The organism is Pedobacter aquatilis, assembly GCF_032678405.1.
Lineage (GTDB): Bacteria > Bacteroidota > Bacteroidia > Sphingobacteriales > Sphingobacteriaceae > Pedobacter > Pedobacter aquatilis_A.
Window position 1 is genome coordinate 470,027 of the sequence record NZ_JAVTSJ010000001.1, and the last position, 19,985, is coordinate 490,011.

12 protein-coding genes are annotated in these 19,985 nt (G+C 37.0%); 8 read left to right on the plus strand and 4 right to left on the minus strand.

Translation table 11 applies throughout. The features are described 5' to 3' along the window. Positions 1 to 107 precede the first annotated feature (107 nt). Complete coding sequence (locus tag R2R71_RS02145) at positions 108 to 2,711, plus strand: hypothetical protein (RefSeq protein ID WP_316829594.1); 2,604 nt, start codon at positions 108 to 110, stop codon at positions 2,709 to 2,711. Positions 2,712 to 2,788: 77 nt separating this feature from the next. Here the strand turns inward: R2R71_RS02145 and R2R71_RS02150 are convergent, their stop codons facing one another. Both R2R71_RS02150 and R2R71_RS02155 read right to left on the minus strand, forming a co-directional pair. Next, the gene (locus R2R71_RS02150) at positions 2,789 to 3,181 is read right to left on the minus strand and encodes a response regulator transcription factor (RefSeq protein ID WP_316829595.1); all 393 of its coding nucleotides are present in this window, start codon (positions 3,179 to 3,181) and stop codon (positions 2,789 to 2,791) included. Positions 3,182 to 3,220: 39 nt separating this feature from the next. Further along, positions 3,221 to 3,985: a DeoR/GlpR family DNA-binding transcription regulator gene (locus R2R71_RS02155; RefSeq protein ID WP_316829596.1), complete on the minus strand. Its 765-nt coding sequence runs from the start codon at positions 3,983 to 3,985 to the stop codon at positions 3,221 to 3,223. Positions 3,986 to 4,142: 157 nt separating this feature from the next. Between R2R71_RS02155 and R2R71_RS02160 the strand changes: the two genes are divergently transcribed. The 6 genes from R2R71_RS02160 (at position 4,143) to R2R71_RS02185 (ending at position 12,624) form a co-directional block, all read left to right on the plus strand. Next, entirely contained in the window at positions 4,143 to 5,729 is a 1,587-nt protein-coding gene (locus tag R2R71_RS02160) for a glycerol-3-phosphate dehydrogenase/oxidase (RefSeq protein ID WP_316829597.1), read from the plus strand. 21 nt (positions 5,730 to 5,750) lie between these two features. Beyond that, entirely contained in the window at positions 5,751 to 7,241 is a 1,491-nt protein-coding gene (glpK, locus tag R2R71_RS02165) for a glycerol kinase GlpK (protein WP_316829598.1), read from the plus strand. Positions 7,242 to 7,277: 36 nt separating this feature from the next. Continuing rightward, positions 7,278 to 8,015: an MIP/aquaporin family protein gene (locus R2R71_RS02170; protein WP_316829599.1), complete on the plus strand. Its 738-nt coding sequence runs from the start codon at positions 7,278 to 7,280 to the stop codon at positions 8,013 to 8,015. Between the two features lie 386 nt (positions 8,016 to 8,401). Next, positions 8,402 to 8,842, plus strand: coding sequence for a DoxX family protein (locus tag R2R71_RS02175; protein ID WP_316829600.1), 441 nt, complete (start codon positions 8,402 to 8,404; stop codon positions 8,840 to 8,842). A gap of 98 nt (positions 8,843 to 8,940) precedes the next feature. Next, entirely contained in the window at positions 8,941 to 11,970 is a 3,030-nt protein-coding gene (locus R2R71_RS02180) for a two-component regulator propeller domain-containing protein (protein ID WP_316829601.1), read from the plus strand. Positions 11,971 to 11,973: 3 nt separating this feature from the next. After that, positions 11,974 to 12,624 (plus strand): response regulator transcription factor, encoded by a 651-nt coding sequence (locus R2R71_RS02185; RefSeq protein WP_316829602.1) that lies wholly within the window; start codon positions 11,974 to 11,976, stop codon positions 12,622 to 12,624. A gap of 199 nt (positions 12,625 to 12,823) precedes the next feature. Here R2R71_RS02185 and ligD read toward each other — a convergent pair whose 3' ends face one another. After that, positions 12,824 to 15,526 carry a DNA ligase D gene (gene ligD / locus R2R71_RS02190; RefSeq protein ID WP_316829603.1) on the minus strand — a complete coding sequence of 901 codons (2,703 nt, stop codon included), beginning with the start codon at positions 15,524 to 15,526 and terminating at the stop codon, positions 12,824 to 12,826. Positions 15,527 to 15,632: 106 nt separating this feature from the next. Between ligD and R2R71_RS02195 the strand changes: the two genes are divergently transcribed. Then, entirely contained in the window at positions 15,633 to 15,947 is a 315-nt protein-coding gene (locus R2R71_RS02195; protein WP_316829604.1) for a hypothetical protein, read from the plus strand. Between the two features lie 39 nt (positions 15,948 to 15,986). Here the strand turns inward: R2R71_RS02195 and R2R71_RS02200 are convergent, their stop codons facing one another. Next, positions 15,987 to 19,985, minus strand: coding sequence for a hypothetical protein (locus R2R71_RS02200; RefSeq protein ID WP_316829605.1), 3,999 nt, complete (start codon positions 19,983 to 19,985; stop codon positions 15,987 to 15,989).

Below are 19,985 nucleotides of genomic sequence, written 5' to 3' on the forward strand. Positions count from 1 at the left end.
GCATTAGCCGGTTTTTAATCCATTTACACGTTGCTTAATTTCAAAAAAATTAAATTCTTAACTTAGAAAATTCTTTAATTCAACTAACATAGCCGAAACCCTTAACCATGATTAAAACATCATTGAGCTTAATTTATTCCATTATCTTCCTAGGATTAATAAGTTTCTTTAACCAACCAAAAAACAACAAACCAAATCCTTCAGAATTAACTTTATCAACCTTTGCCGGGCCTGACGTTACACCAAGTCCAGCTTGTCTTGCCGTATCGCCTACCGGAGAAGTATACGTTGGTGTCGACATGATTGGGTCGCTAGGGAAAGACCAGGGTAAAGGCAAAATACTTAAGCTTATTGATAAAGATAACGATGGCAAAATGGATGAACATATCGCTTTTGCTGAAGTTGATAACCCAAGGGGAATCATTGTTCAGGGGAATAAAGTTTTTGTATTGCATACCACTTTCTCCAAAGAAACCAAAACAGCTACAGGAATGAACTTGGTTGTTTTTGAAGATAATGATGGCGATGGAAAGGCTGATGGGCCCGAAAAGCCATTAATTGAACACATCAGTAATGCAAAATATATCCGGGAACGGGGTACCGATCATGCTACAAATGGTATCCGGATGGGTATTGATGGCTGGATTTACATTTCAGTAGGCGATTTTGGTTTTCATGATGCAGTAGACCGCTCGGGCAAAAAACTAACCATGTTGGGCGGTGGAATTGTACGTGTTCGTCCTGATGGAACTGAAATGGAAGTATTTACACATGGCACCAGAAATGTTTATGATGTTGCCATAGACCCTTACATGAATGTTTTTACCAGAGAAAATACCAACGATGGCGGTGGATGGAATGTCCGCTTTTCGCACCACATTCAAACGGGAGAATATGGCTACCCTGTGTTATTTCAACATTTCACTGACGAGATAATACCTGCTTTAGCCGACTTAGGCGGTGGTTCTGGTACGGGTGCATTATTTATGAACGAACCTGGATGGCCCGAAAAATATAACAATGTACCAATGATGGCCGATTGGGGAAGAAGTATGTTATATATCCATAGAGTTTCTCCGGATGGACCAACTTTCACACAAAAAGACGAAGAATTTTTAAAAATACCCCAGATAACCGATTTGGACGTTGATGGTTCAGGAAGACTTTTCTTATCCGCATGGGATGGCGCTGGTTATTCAGGCAGCGAAACAAAAGGATATGTAATCAGGGCTGTACCCAATAACTGGACATATAAAGCTTTTCCAAACGTTAAGAAATCATCGGTTAAAGCGCTTGTAGAAATGTTGAAATTAAACAGTGCTGTTGCTCGTGTTACAGCTTCACAGGAATTACTAAACCGCTCAGGCAAACAAGCCATCGCTCTAACTTTGAAAATAGCATCTGACAAAGATTTGCCTTTATATGCTCGTGTTGCCGGTATTTTTACCTATGCCCAGTTAGCCAAGGAAAATGGAATAACCAGTCTGGTTGAACTTGCCAAAGATGAAACTATTAAAGAATTTGCCTTAAAAGCACTTACCGATAGAAAAGGTCTTCTTGAACAAGTACCTTCTGCCCCATTTCTTGAAGCACTGAAAGATGCATCACCACGTGTGCAATCGGCTGCCATTGTGGGTTTAAATCGTTTAGGCAGAAATGAGGCTATTCCGGCCTTACTGCAAACTAAAGTTCCGGCTTCATTTACTGAGCCGGCAAAGGATGTTGAAGGCCCGCATGCCACGCCAAATGCTGCAATTATACTACCACACCTGGCTGTTCGTGCGCTGGTAAGCCTCAATGCAACCGAAGCTTGTTTAGCTGCCATTGGGACAGAAAATTCTGACCTTGCGCTTTGGGCATTGCGTTATATGCATAACCAGCAAGCAGTAGATGGTCTGATTAAAAGTTATGGAACTTCAAAAGATGAGAAACTGAAAAAACAAATACTAACAACTCTCGCACGCTTATACAAGAAAGAAGAAGCATACGATGCAAGTTGGTGGTGGGGCACCCGCCCTGATTCTCATGGCCCTTATTTTAAGGCGGTTACATGGGAAGCCTCCCCAGTTATCGAAAAATTCCTTAAAGAAGAATGGTCTAAGGCATCGCCACAAGACAAGCAGTTCTATGTTGATTTAGATGCCCGTCACCGTATGGATATTAAAGAGTTCGCTGTTGAAGAAAAACTTGCTACCACCGAAGAGCCTAAAATTGACTTAGAAAAGATTAAAAATAAAAAAGGTCAGGTTGGAAAGTCATCAATTGAAGATGTGCTTTTAGCTATTAATAAGCTACCAGGTGATCCGCTTAAAGGACGAACAATTTTCAATAATCAGGGATGTGTTGCCTGTCATAGCTTAACCAGGGCAGAGAAAATGAAGGGTCCATTCATGGGGCAAATTGGTTCTATTATGAATCGGGAACAAATTGCCGAGTCTATACTTAAACCCGATGCATCTATATCTCAAGGCTTCGCCACGGTTATGATTACTGCCAAAGGAGACAAAACTTACATGGGCTTTATTACCGAGGAAACCGCTGCTAAAATTGTAATGCGCAATATTGCAGGAGAAGTATTTACCATTAAAACAAGTGATGTTCTTACACGCAAGGAAATGGAAAATTCCATGATGCCGCAGGGCTTAGCCAATTCCCTTTCTTTTGAAGAACTGGCGTCATTGGTTACTTTCCTTTCTCAGCAAAAGAAATAAGCAACTCAACCATAGAATTAAATTAAACTTAAATAAAAAAGAGGCCTTTGGCCTCTTTTTTATTTAAGTTTTTACGACTAAACCTTTTCAGGCTTATTAGCCCTGCTTTTATCAATTAATGTATTAATGGTTTTCAAAACATCATAAATATCAAAAGGCTTGCTAACATAAGCATCAGCAAATGCATCAATAGCTTTTTGCTCACTGTTATTCTGAGCCGACATTACAATGATTGGGATGTGTTTTGTAAAAATATCAGTTTTTAAATCTTCACAAATTTCAGCACCATTGCCATCAGGTAACATCACATCCAAAAGAAACAAATCTGGCATAGCATCCTGAATATTCTTTTTTAACTCTGAAAATGATGATGATAACTGAAGTTCGAAGCCCTCTTCTTTTAAAAGAATCTCAATAACGTTTCTTATTTCCTGATCATCTTCTAAAATGTGTATTCTCTTTTTCGACATAATTCAAATTATTGTTTTGGTTTTTATCGGGTGATTTTTCTATACGATAGTAACAGTAACACCCAAACCTTCTAAATGTTTTACAATTTGATCAGAAATTCCTTTATCTGTAATAATATGATCAATTTCTTCAAGACCGCATATTTTTCCAAAACCTCTTTTGCCAAATTTAGAAGAATCGGCAAGAACGATAGTTTTTTGTGATGCACTAATCATTTTGCGGTTTAAATGTGCTTCCATAGCATTTGTAGTGGTTAATCCGAAATCCAAATCAATCCCATCAACTCCCAAAAACAGTTTATTGAAATAAAAATCGCCTAAAACATGCTCGGCATAACTTCCTGTAACAGACGAGGAGCTTTTTCTTAAAATCCCGCCCAATTGTATCACTTCTATACTTGGCTCCCTCATTAATTCCAAAGCAACATTTAATGCTGAAGTTACAACGGTTAAATTAGCTGCTGGCTGGATATTCTTAGCGAAATACAATACAGTTGTTCCTGATGCAATAACAATAGAGTCATTATCATTCAATAAAGCCGCAGCTGCAATTCCAATTTTATTTTTTTCGGAAGACTGAATTTTTTCCTTTTCATTAACCGGACGGTCTACCGTGTAAGGATTATTCATTGTAGCACCACCGTGCGTTCTGAAAAGTAAACTCTTATCTTCAAGAAGTTTTAAATCCTTTCTTATGGTAACAGATGAAACTTTCAGTTCCTTACATAAATCTACAACATTAATATATTGATCTCTTTGTAAACGGCTTAAAATCAACTGGTGCCTTTCAGCTAAATTCATCATAATACGAATGGTTATTTTGCAAAGGAACAAAATAAACAATTTGTCAAATCATTTAAGTAAATAAAATAATAATTTTTTAACGATGATATTATATTATTTCGATAATGATTACTTATAATTGCGTATTGTTTCGTTTTATTATGTTTTGTTTTAAATAATGAGAATTCACAATCCCATACTCAACGAAAGTACTATTTACGATATTATCATTATTGGTGGTGGCGCAACAGGATTAGGTACGGCGCTGGATGCCGCCAGCCGGGGCTATAAAACCTTGCTTGTAGAGCAATCGGATTTTGCCAAAGGAACATCGAGCCGTAGCACCAAGCTTGTTCATGGTGGCGTACGCTACCTTGCACAAGGCGACATTAAACTGGTTAAACATGCGCTCGAAGAACGTGGTCTTTTACAAAAAAATGCCGCTCACTTAGTTAATAAGGAAGAATTTATAATTCCTTGTTACAGCTGGTTTTCAGTTTTAAAATACCTAACTGGTTTAACACTTTATGATTGGCTTGCCGGAAAATATAGCTTCGGGAAATCAAAATATTTAGCAAAAAAAGATACCTTAATCAAGATTCCAGGCATAAAAACAAAAGGATTGAAGGGCGCAATCAGTTATTTCGATGGAAAATTCGATGATGCCCGTTTAGCCATTAATATTGCACAAACTGCGATAGAAAATGGAGCCATACTGTTAACTTATACAAAAGTAATTGGATTAAAAAAGAGCGGAACGACCGTTACAGGAATTGATACTGAAGATGTATTAACAGGAAAAAAAACAAGTTTTTCGGGTAAAGTTGTAGTAAACGCAACAGGAGTTTTTGTTGATGACATCTTAAAAATGAACAATCCCGATTCAACAAACATGGTAAGGCCAAGCCAGGGTGTGCATATTGTTTTAGATAAAAAATTTTTAGCTAGTGAATCAGCTTTGATGATCCCAAAAACATCTGATGGCAGGGTTCTATTTGCAGTTCCGTGGCATCAACATTTGTTAGTGGGCACAACCGATACCCCGCTTAATGAACACAGTCTTGAACCCAGGGCATTAAAAGAAGAAGTGGACTTTATACTTAGCACAGCAGGTCAATATTTCAGCAAAAAACCTGTCGAGAAAGATATTTTAAGCGTATTTTCAGGATTAAGACCCCTGGCTGCACCAACTAAATCTGATGGTAACAGCACCAAAGAAATCAGTCGTGATCATAAATTAATTGTTTCAGCTAAAGGCCTGATAACGATAACCGGTGGCAAGTGGACCACTTATCGTCGCATGGCCGAAGAAACTGTTGATCTGGCAATTAAACATGCAAGTCTTCAACCTAAAAACTGTATAACTAAAACCTTAAATATACATGCCTCAACGGATATTAGGAGTGGCAGTTATCTGGATATTTATGGAACCGACAAGACAAATATCGAAGCACTTATTACAGAAAACCCGGGGCTAAATAACAGGCTCCACCCCCATTTCCCCTACAATGAAGCAGAAGTTGTATGGGCAGTTAGAAATGAAATGGCCGAAACTGTTGAAGATATTTTAAGCCGCAGATTAAGGATTTTGTTCATTGATGCACAAGCAGCGATAGATATGAGTAAAACTGTAGCCGCTATTTTAGCAAAAGAGTTACATGCAGATAAAGATTGGGAAAATAATCAAGTCGAAATTTTTAATAAATTGGCTTCAGGTTATCTTTATCAATCGAACAATAAAGAAGAACTGGCATTAGCCAAATAATACCTAACCAAATTTTAAGTTATGAGCAAGTTTATCTTGTCGCTCGATCAGGGAACCACAAGTTCGAGGGCAATTATTTTTAATCACAATGGTGAAATCGTTGCCATTGCACAAAAAGAATTTACACAGATTTACCCGCAAGCCGGCTGGGTTGAACACGACCCAATGGAAATCTGGTCGACACAATTAACAGTTGTAGCTGAAGTTATTGTAAAAGCAGGTTTATCTGCCAGAGATATCGATTCTATCGGGATTACTAATCAAAGGGAAACAACTATAGTATGGGATAAGGAAACAGGCATTCCGGTTTATAATGCTATCGTATGGCAAGACCGACGTACATCTGCCTATTGCGATGAAGTAAAATCAAAGGGACTTTCAAAGAAAATTCAGGAAAAAACAGGTTTAATAATTGATTCATATTTTTCGGCAACAAAAGCCAAATGGATTCTGGAAAATGTTGATGGAGCACGAGAAAAAGCAGAGGCCGGAAAATTAGCCTTCGGAACCATAGATAGCTGGTTAATCTGGAAACTAACTGCCGGGAAAACCCATGTTACGGATGTAACCAATGCATCGAGAACAATGATTTACAATATCAATACCCTGGAATGGGATAAAGAACTGCTTGAATTGTTTGGTATTCCCGAACAAATGCTTCCGGAGGTAAAATCATCGAGTGAAGTTTATGGAGAAACAGCAGGAAATATCATCGCTGCAAAAATACCGATTGCAGGAATAGCAGGCGACCAGCAATCTGCGCTCTTTGGCCAAATGTGCACATCAGTAGGTATGGTTAAAAATACTTATGGTACAGGTTGTTTTATGCTGATGAATATCGGAACACAAGCCAAAATCTCCTCAAATAACCTGTTAACAACAATTGCTTGGAAAATAAAAGATGAAGTTAATTATGCTTTAGAAGGCAGTATTTTCATTGGCGGAGCAGTTGTTCAATGGCTTCGCGATGAAATGGGCTTAATTTCAAAATCGGCTGATGTTGAATCCCTGGCTAAAAAAGTTCCTGATACGCAGGGCGTCTACATTGTGCCCGCATTTGCAGGTTTAGGTGCACCACATTGGGACCAGCATGCCCGGGGAACAATTACTGGTTTAACCCGGGGGACAAACAAATCGCACATTGCAAGGGCAGCTTTGGAAAGTATTGCCTACCAGACTATGGATGTTTTAAAAGCAATGGAAGCAGATGCCGGAATAAACATTTCTGAATTAAGGGTAGATGGTGGGGCCACTGCTAATGATTTATTAATGCAGTTTCAGGCAGATTTATTAAAAAGTAAAGTAATAAGACCCGAGGTAACTGAAGTTACCGCAATTGGTGCAGCTTACCTGGCCGGCCTGGCAACAGGTTTCTGGGATAGCATTGATCAGATTCGCTCACAATGGAAGATTAATACAACTTTCAGTGCAACCGATAGCATTGACAATACAGAAAGGATTAAAGGCTGGAACAGGGCTGTTAAGGCAGCACGTGTTTGCGCTGAAAACTAAACATAAACATCCCTTAGGGATTTAACCAAATATAAAATGACAGAATTTGTTGCAGAATTTATCGGCACGGCTTTGATAATTCTTCTTGGAAATGGCGTTGTAGCCAACGTAGTATTAAAAGGAACTAAGGGACATGATAGCGGATGGATTGTAATTACAACGGCCTGGGCACTTGCTGTTTTTGTTGGCGTAGTAATTGCCGCCCCTTATAGCGGGGCTCACTTAAATCCTGCAGTAACGATTGCCCTTGCGATAACGCAAAAATTTGCCTGGATTAAAGTTCCTTACTATATATTGGCCCAATTATGTGGCGCAATGACAGGTTCAATGCTCGTTTGGATAATTTACAAGGATCATTTCGATATTACTGATGATAAAGGCCTGAAGGCTGCCCCATTTGCAACCTCGCCGGCCATTAGAAACCTGAAATCAAACCTGTTTTCCGAAATTATCGGAACGTTTGTACTTATTTTCGTGATTTTCTATTTCACAAATGCTGAAATGGGAACAGAAAAAACACCGATTGGTTTAGGTTCTATTGGCGCAATTCCAGTTGCATTTTTGGTGTGGGTTATCGGGTTAGCACTAGGTGGTACAACTGGCTATGCCATTAACCCCGTTCGAGATTTGGGGCCGCGAATCATTCACAGTATCATTCCAATGAAAGGAAAAGGAAAAAGCGATTGGGCGTACTCATGGGTACCGATTGTTGGTCCGGTTGTAGGCGCAACTTTAGCGGCATTACTTTATTTAGCACTTAATTTTAAATATTAAGTTTTGGTATCGTTACACATTTGATAAATTAACAGTTTTTTTACCCTTTGATATAAGTATAAAATCAGTATTTTAATAACTTTGTACCAATTCATTCATGTTTGAGCGCATGTTTGGGTTTAGATTTAGGATAGGCTTTCAGCCTATCCTTTTTTCATACAATCAAATCATAAAAACCTAATAATCAAACTATAATAATTATTTTTTGTTATACTAGTGATAACATTAAGGGTGACCTGATTTCAAGCTTGATAAATGAGAAGGATATGTTATTAATGCAGGATTTTTATCCTGCATTTTTTTTGTCAATTTTATTTTCTTAATCTGGATTAACTTTTTTACAATTTAAAATCTAGACTTTTGATGTCTACTTAAAGATTTGTAACATGAAAAACCAAACAACTTACGCTCAGCTTTTTCTCCGGTTCGCATTAGGAATTGGATTTATTTATGCCGTTATTGATCGATTAGGCTGGCTCGGTCCAGCTGATGGCCAAAACATAGCCTGGGGAAACTGGAAAAACTTCCTCGATTATACCCATATATTAGTTCCATTTTTGAGCAGAGGAATATCTGATTTTTTCGGGCTTCTGGCAACAGCAGCTGAAGTTATTTTTGGCGTTTTATTAATTATAGGGTTAAAAACAAGATTTGCAGCAATTGGAAGCTTTATATTATTGCTATCTTTTAGTATTGCAATGACTTATGCACTAGGCTTAAAGGCTCCTTTTAACTATTCAGTATTTACTGCTGCAGGTGCTTCGTTCTTGCTATCTACACTTAACAATTTCAAATGGAGTATAGATAACTTAATCAGCAAAAAATAACACTACATACTGAAATTCAATAAAATACAAATAAAAAACCGGGATATTTTTTATTAAATTTAGCCAATTAATCATTCTTTAGGCTAAATTCTATATAATTGAGAAGTATTGAATTCCTTAAATACTTAATTTTTTTTATCTGCCTTTCACTCTGTATCCTGGCAAATGAAAATTTATTTTCTCAAAATAGGAAAACCTTACTATTTAAACATCTAACACAGGAAAATGGCTTAAGCGATCCTAGTATACGAGCATTATACGAAGATAAGGATGGCTTTTTATGGATTGGAACTGAAAACGGCCTGAACCGCTTTGATGGAACAAACTGTTTAGCTTACAAGAGCAACAAAGTTGATAAAAACCATTTCCCTGGGAATTATATTACCAATATAATTGAAGACAGAAATGGAGATTTAATTATTGGTTCCCAGACTAACCTTGTGAGGTACAATAAAAAAACTGATAATTTTAGTTCGTTTAAATTTAACCATCCCGACCTTCAAAAAAATTATTACGCCTTCCCTTTTTATATTGATAACAAAAATGCCTTATGGATTTATCTAGCTGGCGAAGTCTACAAATACCAAAAAAATAATGAAAAACTCTTAAATATCACAAGTAATTCAAACGGATTTGAATTCGCACCAAAGCCTTTTTATAATCAATTAGAATGGTTTGTTAGCCGGGGCACCAAGGGAATTTATCTTAATAAATTAGCGAATGCAGACAAAGTGAAAACTTCGTCGTTTTTTATGTCCTCAAAAAATCCAGGTATAATTAGCCATATCGAAAGTGTTTATATGCCTTCTGATTCTTTGTTTTGGTTGGCCGGAGAGAAAGGATTAATCAGATTAAACCCGGTTAAAAATACTTTTAAGGTTTTTAGCAGCTATAAAAATGAAACACTTATTGGTACATCAATAGCAAAGTATCCAGGTAAACCCTGGCTTCTTGTTGGTACAAATGGCAACGGGCTATTAATTTTTGATTTAAAGAGCGAACGTTTTATTAATCAGTTTAAACACCTCGAAAGCGACCCGCACAGTATTTCCTCAGATTACATCAGAAGAATTTATATCGATAAGAAAAACAATTTATTTCTAAGTATAAACAGGTATGGGTTAGATTACACCAACCTTAATCAGGTTATTTTTCCTCGTTATGTTTCAAAATCAGAAAGCCCTGATAATGACATTACTGTAATCCTTAAATACAACGATAATCAAATCTGGTGTGGAACTAGAAAGTCAGGAATTAAAATATATAATGAGGATCTATCCAGTTTGCTTAAAAATGAATTACCCAATTTAGGAATTACCCGACTTATAAGATTAAATGATAAAGGCATTTTAATTGAAACGAGTGATGGAGAATACTATTTGTACAATTCGATTCATAAGAACTTTAAACTATTGAAAGTTAGTTTTTCTAACCAGTTCAAAGGAAGAGCAAATATCCATCAAATTATGCTAAAAGCTAAAGATACTTTACTGGCAGCTACAGAATTTGGTATTGCTGCAGTTAAAATTTGGCGCAATACACTGTCGTTTAATTTAATTAATAACATCAATAAACAACTTCAATGGAATAATACGCAGCAAATCATTCCAATAACAAAAAACCGGTTTCTGGTTCAAACCTATTATACTGCAATGTACCTGTATCATTCAGAAGATTCCACCTACACTTTTAAAGGAGAAATTGGCCGTATACCCTATGCCACTAACGGAAGTTTAATTTTAAACCGAAACTTGTACCTGGCGACGACTTCAGGTCTTTTAAAATTTAATGTCGATAACATTTCTTCCAGCCCGGAAATTTTAATTGATGCAAACTGTTCAAGCCTGATTGCAGATAAAAACCAGAATCTCTGGGTTGGTACCAACAACGGGCTATATTTTTACAATTTACATAAAAAAACTACAATTAAATACACTACAGCTGATGGTTTACAGAGTATGGTGTTTAATCCTGCTAGTATCTCAGCACTAAAAAATGGCCAAATTGCAGTTGGTGGTGTAAATGGTGTTAATGTATTCAATCCTGAAAGAACCGCTCCTTTTACAACTAGCAGCTGTCCTAAAATTGTATCGATTCAGGTTAATGATAAGCCATATAAGAAATCAGGAAATTCAGTAACCACTAAAAATTTAAATCTTAATTATAATGAAAATACGATAACCATCAGTTTCAGTACGATGGACTATATCAACCCTGCACAAAGAAATATAAAATATAAGATGACGGGGTATGACAACAAAGATGTTGTAACGACCGGTAATAGTGAAATCCGGTTTCCAAATATGCCAGCCGGCAATTATATTTTTGAACTAACAGATGTTTTAAGCAATAATAAAACAGCTGTTTCCATTACAATAAATGCACCTTTCTGGCAAAAATGGTGGTTTATTACAGTTATCGTTTTTGGCCTTTTTATAACTGGTATACTTATTCTTTTACTTTATTTACGTTGGATTAAACACATACAAGCTTTGCAATTAAGGGAAATGATAAATTTCCAGAAAGAGGACAGAAAAAGAATTGCAGCCGATTTACACGATGATTTAGGACTAAAATTATCGTCACTCAAACATTATCTGCTTGCTGGTGATATAAATAAAATGATTGAAGGCGGCGAACTCAGAAGATTATCAGAACAATATATAGATCAGGCAATACACGTTTTAAGAAATACGTTAATAAACTTAAGCCCTAATACACTCGACGAAAACGGTTTAGTAATAGCGCTACATGATTTAGCTGATAACATCAATAAACTCGAAATAGTTGAAATACACCTTGACGATGCTGGCTTTAACACTATTCTAAAAAAAACACAGCAATATGCTTTGTACAGAATTTGCCAGGAACTCATTAATAATACAATTAAACATGCTGAAGCTAAGAACATCTATATCTCTATTGTGAACCGTGATGACAGCGTGATTTTGCTTTACGAAGATGACGGAAAGGGCTTTGATTATTTTATGATAAAAAGAGGTTACGGATTATCAAATATAGAAGCACATGCAGAAGCCATCAAAGCTGATATTAACATAGATACAGCGATTGGAAGAGGCTTAGCTGTTACGATTAACATTTACCTTAAACAGAAGAATAAATTTTAAATAATGGTTAAAATTCTTATTGCAGATGATCATAACATGCTGATAAACGGCCTGAAACTGATACTGGCCGTTCGCTCCGATTTTAATGTTATTGGAACAGCTAACAATGGTGTTGAAGCCATTGAACAGATCAAAAAAGACACACCAGATATTGTCTTGCTCGATATCAATATGCCCAGGCTTAATGGATACCAAACGCTTCAGATTCTAAAAGAAGAATATCCTCACATAAAAGTAATTGTGCTTTCCATGACAGCTGAAAGAAAAAGTGTGCTGAATATGCTAGAAGCAGGTGCTAACGCTTATCTTTTCAAGAATACTGATGACAAAACGCTCTTTAAAGCCATTGATGTAGTTCTTAAAGGCAAGTATTTTGTAAGCACCGAAATACAGGATGTACTTGAAGAATTCTTAACGGGAAATAAAAACCCAGCTAAAAGAACATCGCAAAAATTACTTTCGGCCAGAGAAATAGAAATTGTAAAACTAATAACAGATGGAAATACAAACAGCGAGATTGCAGATATATTATTTTTAAGTGTTCGGACAGTTGATACACATCGGAAAAACATTTTATATAAGCTTGGCATTAATAATACAGCATCGTTAGTTAAATACGTGCTTGAAAACAAAATATTCCTCGGATTAGCATAACGGATTATCTAAGAATCTATATTTCGACTAAAAATACCATGAATTAGGTATTGATTTCATTTGCAGAATTTATTCTATTTGTATTGAAAACCATCTACCTGATAAAAATATTTTAATTTAAATTGTGTTCTTGTTATTGAAGAAGGTGCCTTTAAGGTGCCTTTTTCTTTAACCAATAATCAATTCTGCTTCTGGAATTTTACTCAAACGTAATTTTAGCCTGTTTAATTGCTTTTTTTAAATCGATACCTTTTCCCAGTACGGCTTTAAATATATCTCCTTCATTTTTAAGACGGTCAACAGCATTAAAAATATTGAAATCCTTGATTTTCAAACCCGGCTTCACTTCCTCCCAATGTAAAGGCATTGAAACCGTTGCACCCGGTTTAGGCCTCAAAGAATATGGTCCGGCTATGGTAGCTCCAGGTCTGTTTTGTAGAAAATCCAGATACATCTTTCCTTCTCTTGCTGAAATCATTCGTTCAAGGGAAGTGTATTCAGGGATTTGTTTATTTACCTGGCTAACTATTATTTTCGCAAACATCTGACTTTGCTCATATGTATATTTTGCATTTAACGGAATGTAGATATGCATACCTGTAGAACCTGACGTTTTTGGGTAACAGGTAACGTTAATCGCATCTAAAACCTTTTTAACCTCAAGTGCTGCTGTTACCACCTTATCAAAAGATTGTTTGTCAGGATCTAAGTCTATTACGCAATAATCAGGATTATCGGGTTTTTGAATACGGCTAAACCATGGGTTTATTTCTATACATCCTAACGAGGCCATCCATAATAAACTATCTATTCCAGTACCAACGAGATACTCCTTCTTTTCTCCATCACCATTTTCATAAGGAAAAGTTTCTGCCCACACAGGTGCTTTCCCTTTAACATCTTTTTGGTAAAAACTTTTGCCGTTAATTCCACCGGGAAAGCGATTTAACGATTGCGGCCTGTCTTTCAGATATGGTAAAATATAATCTGCAACCTGATAATAATAGTTAAATAAATCGCGTTTAGTAATTTTGTCGGCAGGCCAGTAAAGTTTACTCAAGTGTGTAAACTTTATCTCATGACCTTTAATCTTTCTAACCTGTGTTTCATCTTTTGGATTCAATAATGTTTTTGGGCTTTCACCCTTTGGAGGTTTAATAGCTTGTTTATGATTATCTTTTCCCTCATTTTTTTTATTATCTAACATGGCTTCTACAGGCTTTTCAATTTCTAATTTTATTTCTTTAGCATTTTTATCATCCCTCAATCCCTTAAATGAAGGATGCCTGAAAACACCATCAGCAGTAACTTCCGTAAAAGTAACCTCGCAAACAAGTTCGGGCTTTAGCCAGGTTATTTTTGTTTTTGGCGGATTTGGCCTGAAACGCGAAGGTTTATTTACATCAGGCTCCGTAAAAAATGGGCTTTCAGAAATTATCAAAGGTTTAAGTTGATTAAGTAAAGCTTTTTGGCTTTTATCAGAAAAGCCTGTCCCAACTTTACCAACATATTGTAATTTATCGTTAATGTAAACACCTAAAAGTAAAGCGCTGAAAAGTTTAGAAGAATCGACGTTTTTGGTATAGCCCGCAATAACTACTTCCTGGCGTTTGTGAACTTTAATTTTCAACCACTCTTTTGAGCGGGTTCCTGGATGATACAAGCTATCCGATTTTTTAGCAATTATTCCTTCAAGCCCCATTCGTTCTGCTGCATCAAAAAAATCTATACCGCTTGTCTTAAAAACTTTACTTAACCTAACCCGATCATCATCAACAGGAAGAATTTGTTCCAATATGGCCTGCCGTTGATGAAGCGGTACATTCAATAAACTTTTTCCTTCATACCAAAGCAAATCGAAAACATAAAAAACAAGGTCGCCATCAGCTTCACTACGCCAGTTTTGTAAAGCACCAAAATTTGATACACCTTTATCATTAAGCACTAAAATTTCACCATCAAAAACTGCGTTCATTTTCCAATGCTTAATTAAATCATAAATGGGATAAAATTTATCATTGAATGATTTATTGTTTCTTGAAAGTAAATCAACTGTTCCTTTGTTAAGGTACGCAAGCGTACGATAGCCGTCCCACTTCACCTCATATTGCCAGTTAACATCATCAAAGGGCTCATCAACTAAAGTGGTTAGCATCGGTTTTACGGCATCAAGAAAAGCACTTTTTTTTATTTTCTTTAAAATCTGTTCAGCACTAACTTTTTCCTCTGCTTTTTGAGGCTTTATCTTTTTTGCTAATTTTTCCTGAGGACTTTTTTTTTCAGCCTTCAGCTTTTCTTCATGTCCTCCTTTCCAAACTTTATCGAAAGTTTTTTCCATCTTTTCGATAGTCTTTCCGGAAACAACAGATTTATCATCCTTTGTTATGTCTTTAACCGACGCAAATTTATCTTTATGTTTAATCAGCAGCCAGCCATTTTCGCCCATACCATGTGTTTTAACCAAGGCGAATTCACCATGAAGCTTTTCTCCATTAAGTTTAATTTTTAGTGAGCCCTCTTTAAGCTGGTGAATTAAATGTTTTTCCTGTGCTTTTTTTCCTTTAATTTCTTCAATAGGCTCGTAAGTTCCTTCATCCCAAACTATTACTGTTCCACCACCATATTCACCTTTTGGAATTATACCTTCAAAAGTCCTGTAATCATAAGGATGATCCTCAACCATCATGGCCAGGCGCTTTATTTTAGGATCGGTTGATGGGCCCTTAGGTACTGCCCAACTTTTTAAAACACCACGCATTTCAAGCCTGAAATCATAATGAAGTCTTGAAGCATCGTGTTTCTGAATTACAAAATGAAGTTTATCGGTATCTTTACTCTTTCCAGATTTAGGTTCTTCTGTTTTGGAGAAATCACGCTTAGAAATATATTTGTCAAGACTCATATCCTTTTTTATATGACAAAACACTTGAACAAATACAAAGGTTTGCTATCTGCTTATTTCCAAACCTTTTAATGAATTGAAATGTTGAATATAAAACTATCGAAACATGGCAACAAATCAATATCATGAACCACCCGAAGAGCTTTCGGAAGAAACCAGAACTTTTGCCCGCATGATTACTTCATTACAAGAGGAAGCAGAAGCAATAGGCTGGTATGAACAGCGAATTTCTGTAGAAAAAGATCCTGACGCAAAGGCAATTATGATAAATGCCCAGCAGGAAGAAATGAAACACTTTGGAATGGATCTGGAGTTCCTTTTGCGAAAAAAAGAAGCCTGGAAAGAGACATTAAAGCCAATACTTTTTAAAACCGGTGATATTGTTAAACTAGGTGAGAAAGGTGAAAAAGCCGCAGAATAAATCAAGAGCCCGATTTATCGGGCTCTTGAAAAATTTAATCTAACAATCATCGCAACAAACTTCGGCAACCGGTATCAGGGCTGATGTTCGGTATATCCTGTAAGATCCTAGACCTGTTGTTAAAGGATTAAGCGGCTCTTGAGTGGCTGCCCTTTCGGCTAAAGACCTGTTTTTCTCATCGTCTGTTCTCCAGGTATTTCCCATGGGAAACATTTCTACACAAAGCACACTCAAACTACTTTCCGAAGAAAGGCCTAATTCTGCAAGTTTTTGCTGAATATCCTCAACCTTTAAAATTGCCATCCCTAACTTAGTACCTTCATCTTTTAATGCAAGTTCATTTTTCCCTAAAACCTTTCGCTTAGGTGGAACATAAGCCATATATCCTGAATTCAACAAAAGGTTTCGGTAGGACAATCCATCTGCCTGACGTACTTGCGTATACAGCATATACCATAAACTTGTTTGTGGTGGATTTGCGGTGATATTTTCACCGTTTAATAGTGCCGTTGCAAAGGGTGCGGTAATTACAATTTCATTGAGAAAAGTGATCTTAACTGGTGATGCCTTTATTAACCGGCTTGTCCTTTTTACAAGTTTCTCAGCTCTGCTTGCTAAAACCTCTGCCTTCGAAACTCTTGAAATTAATGGAATTTTCCTTCTAAATACATTACAGGTTAAATTTGGCGCTGGATGTTGCACACCATTTACTTTGAGTGGCCTGCCATACCTTGCTTGTGCTGTACTCCATATTTCTTTTTTATGGCCAACGCGAATTTCGTAACTAAAAAAACCAAATAGTTCATCACTATCAGCGTGCAGTCCTGGAGGCAAAGGCAACATATAAAAGTTCGATTTCCCTGAAGCATCGTCTCCCCTAAGCATTTCCTGCATTGCTCCCATTCCGGCAAAATCATTATCCATTCCTGGGATAATTGATCGTATTTTTTCGTCGTTGATACTCAAAGGTGGATCAACAGGGTCGTAAGTTTTTAATTTTCGGGTAACCAAACTGAGCAATGGATCTGGCGCATTTGAGAGTACCCTTGCAAAATAGGTATCGTTAGGATCATTAGGGCTAGAATCCATCTCTAACCATAGAAAGCGTTGTCTTAAATCTGTAGAAGCGTACTTTTCGTCGTCAGCAACATAAGGAGATAATGCAATCCCAGCCGAAACGAGTTTAGGTACCTGTGCCGGAATTATAGTTACCGGTAAATGGATTTCCTGATCGGCAATTTCCGCATCGGCAATTTCTGGAACACCATCTTTTTTAAAGTTTGTAACGATACGGTAACTCAGAATAATTTCTGAAGGATAAGGTCTGGCTGCTTCTTTCGGATCAAAAGCATCTAAAAAGAGTAACCTGGAATAACTCCGCTCTGGCTCGCTTAAAGCATTCATAGCGGCAGTATCCGAAACATTAATCGTTCCAGCAAGCACCTCACTGCTAAAGCCGGTTTCACCTTCACGTTTCCATTTACGATAAACAGAAAAACTCTCCTTTTCCAAACCATCCCATGCCCAATCGCGGGCCATGGTAAAGTTGACGCCAATAACCCAGTGATTAAATAATTCGCCTAATGATGAAAATGATACAGAGGATGAATCTGGTGCTAAAGAATGTCGCATCATTTTCGAACATCCAAATTGTAGCCTTTTTCCTTTCTCGCCTTCGAGGGTTAAATTATGTGCAGAAAGACTAAATGCCTCTGCCAGGCGGTTGAGCTCTACTGGTGTACTGCTCTTAACTAAATTCAGTGTAACCGTTGTTTTGTAAACTTTAACCTGATTCTGATCTGATGCATATTCTGGCTGAAGATATACTGCCTTAAAACCACCATCAATTGGTGACAGTAAATTACTTTCATTTGTCGATGGTTCATAAGCAGTTAATGTGAGTTTTTTTCCTTCAAGAATACTTAAATCTGCATAATCATTATCGGCTGCTTTAATTATGGGAATAAAAGTTAAGCGTATATGTCTGGAAGTTGGCAAAACAAGTTCATCATCATTACCCGTATCATCAAAACCATTTATAAAATCAAGCTGATTGACATCTGAATACACAATTTTTAAAGGAAACTCCTGGTCATAATCGTTTTCTGCGGCTTCAAATGTATACTCTTTCTCATATAAGATAATGAACGATTCTTTACCATTTTCCGATCGCCCATTATCCATTTCCAGACTTTTAATTTCTACTTTCACCTTAAAGAAATCGACATTTGGATCGGACAAACCGATATCCACCGCCTTTCTGCCGCTATTGGTTAAATTGTTTAAAATGGATTTTAAGCGACCGATGGCATCAGAATACTTCCCGGTAAATACTACTGCAGGGTAACCTAACAAAGGTCTTTGAATCTTTAATATTGGTCTGTCGGCAGTAATGAGATTCTGGAGTTTACTTGTATCAATAATATCGGCAACTTCCTTTTTAGGAAGTTTATCGAAAACATTAGTAACGTTAACAATTCTTAATGCTCCGGCGGCAACATGTCTTTTAAAATGTAAATCTGCAATAGGTTTTTCACCACCATTTAAAGCCTTATCATTTACCGTAGGTCCACCGCCAGAAATATCCATTAACCGAACCCTAAACTGATAGTCGTTACCGTAAACGAGTGGAAGCACATTGGCAGGGTCGGCCGAATAAGGATGAAAAGTTCGCTTTGGAATATTGTTAATCGAATTTTCAATATCAGGACGAGGTTTAATCATTTTATCTGGCCGGAGCATATTAATATCTTCCGCATCCTTGTCTGCAATGGAAACTGGCTTTCCCATCCAGCTGCTAAAATACATTGGTAGCCAAAAACCATCTCCTTGCGAGTCGCCATGTGCTGCTGGATGAATTTCGATGCCAGGTTCGACAATTTCACCGGCACGGGAAATTAATAGCTGGCCATTTTTCAGCGCTGTATTTTGTTGAAGAACCAAACTATTTTGAGAAAGCCACCGCTCCTCTCCTTTTTTTCTTACATCAACCTTGTAGCCAAACACTCCCAATGGCGTATCAACAGCCGTATCCGTTTGTTCTTCTTTTTTAAGCATCTGTCGATTGTACCAAATGGCAATCTGTTCATCATCCCAACCTAAACGAATACCAATGTCTTTTAACGGCGGGTTTGATTTATCTTTTTCCTGCAGCAAATCCTGATTTACAGGTTGATTTGCATGAACAATTTTTGCAAAACCATCATCATAAACAATAGCATCACGCAAAACTTCATCATAACCTATATTGTTATTTGCAACACTTGAAACCGGAAATTGCACAGCAGAAAACAATACACGTTCTGTTAGTCCCTTAAGGGCAGGTATTCTTGCTGCATACTGCATCGTATCTAAACCTGCAAAAGCACTTCCAGCAGAAAAACCGCAATATATCCAGCCACCCTTTTCAAACAATCCTGCAGGATCATTCACCGCTATTGAAGCCTTGTAGATTAATCCTGCCTTTTGCGCCAGTGTTGGATTTCGCAAACACAAAGCAATAACTTTACCCCATGAAAGTACATCTCTTTGTGTATTTCTATCTGTACTTTCAGGGTTCTTGTTTTTTATTGCACAACTATAGTCATCGCCGGTAATAGCATATCTACTTCTCGATCTGACATAGTTAAAAGATGTACGGTAACTTTCTGGCAAGTACTTTCTGATGGAAACGTTTTTGTACTTATCGATAGCATGTGCTGCTCTTTGTTCTGCTTTTGCCGATTCAGCATCATTTATTTTCATGCCATCACTGGCTTCCATCTGTACTTTTAGTGCCTCCCAAACTTCACGACTTGAGGTAATTTGATTTTCGATAATTAATGATGTCGATTGGATAGCACTACCCGACAAGGGTAAGCCATCCAAACTATTAATTATCATGGCCTTGAATAATATTTTGGCATCTGCAAATGCTGGTAAACCAGTTTGCAAGGGCAAGAGTGGGTTAAGGTTTCGCGGTATGATAACAATATTAAAAGTAATTCGCCCATTTTTATAGTATTGGGGAAAAGTTAAGATGCAAAGATTTGGTTCCAT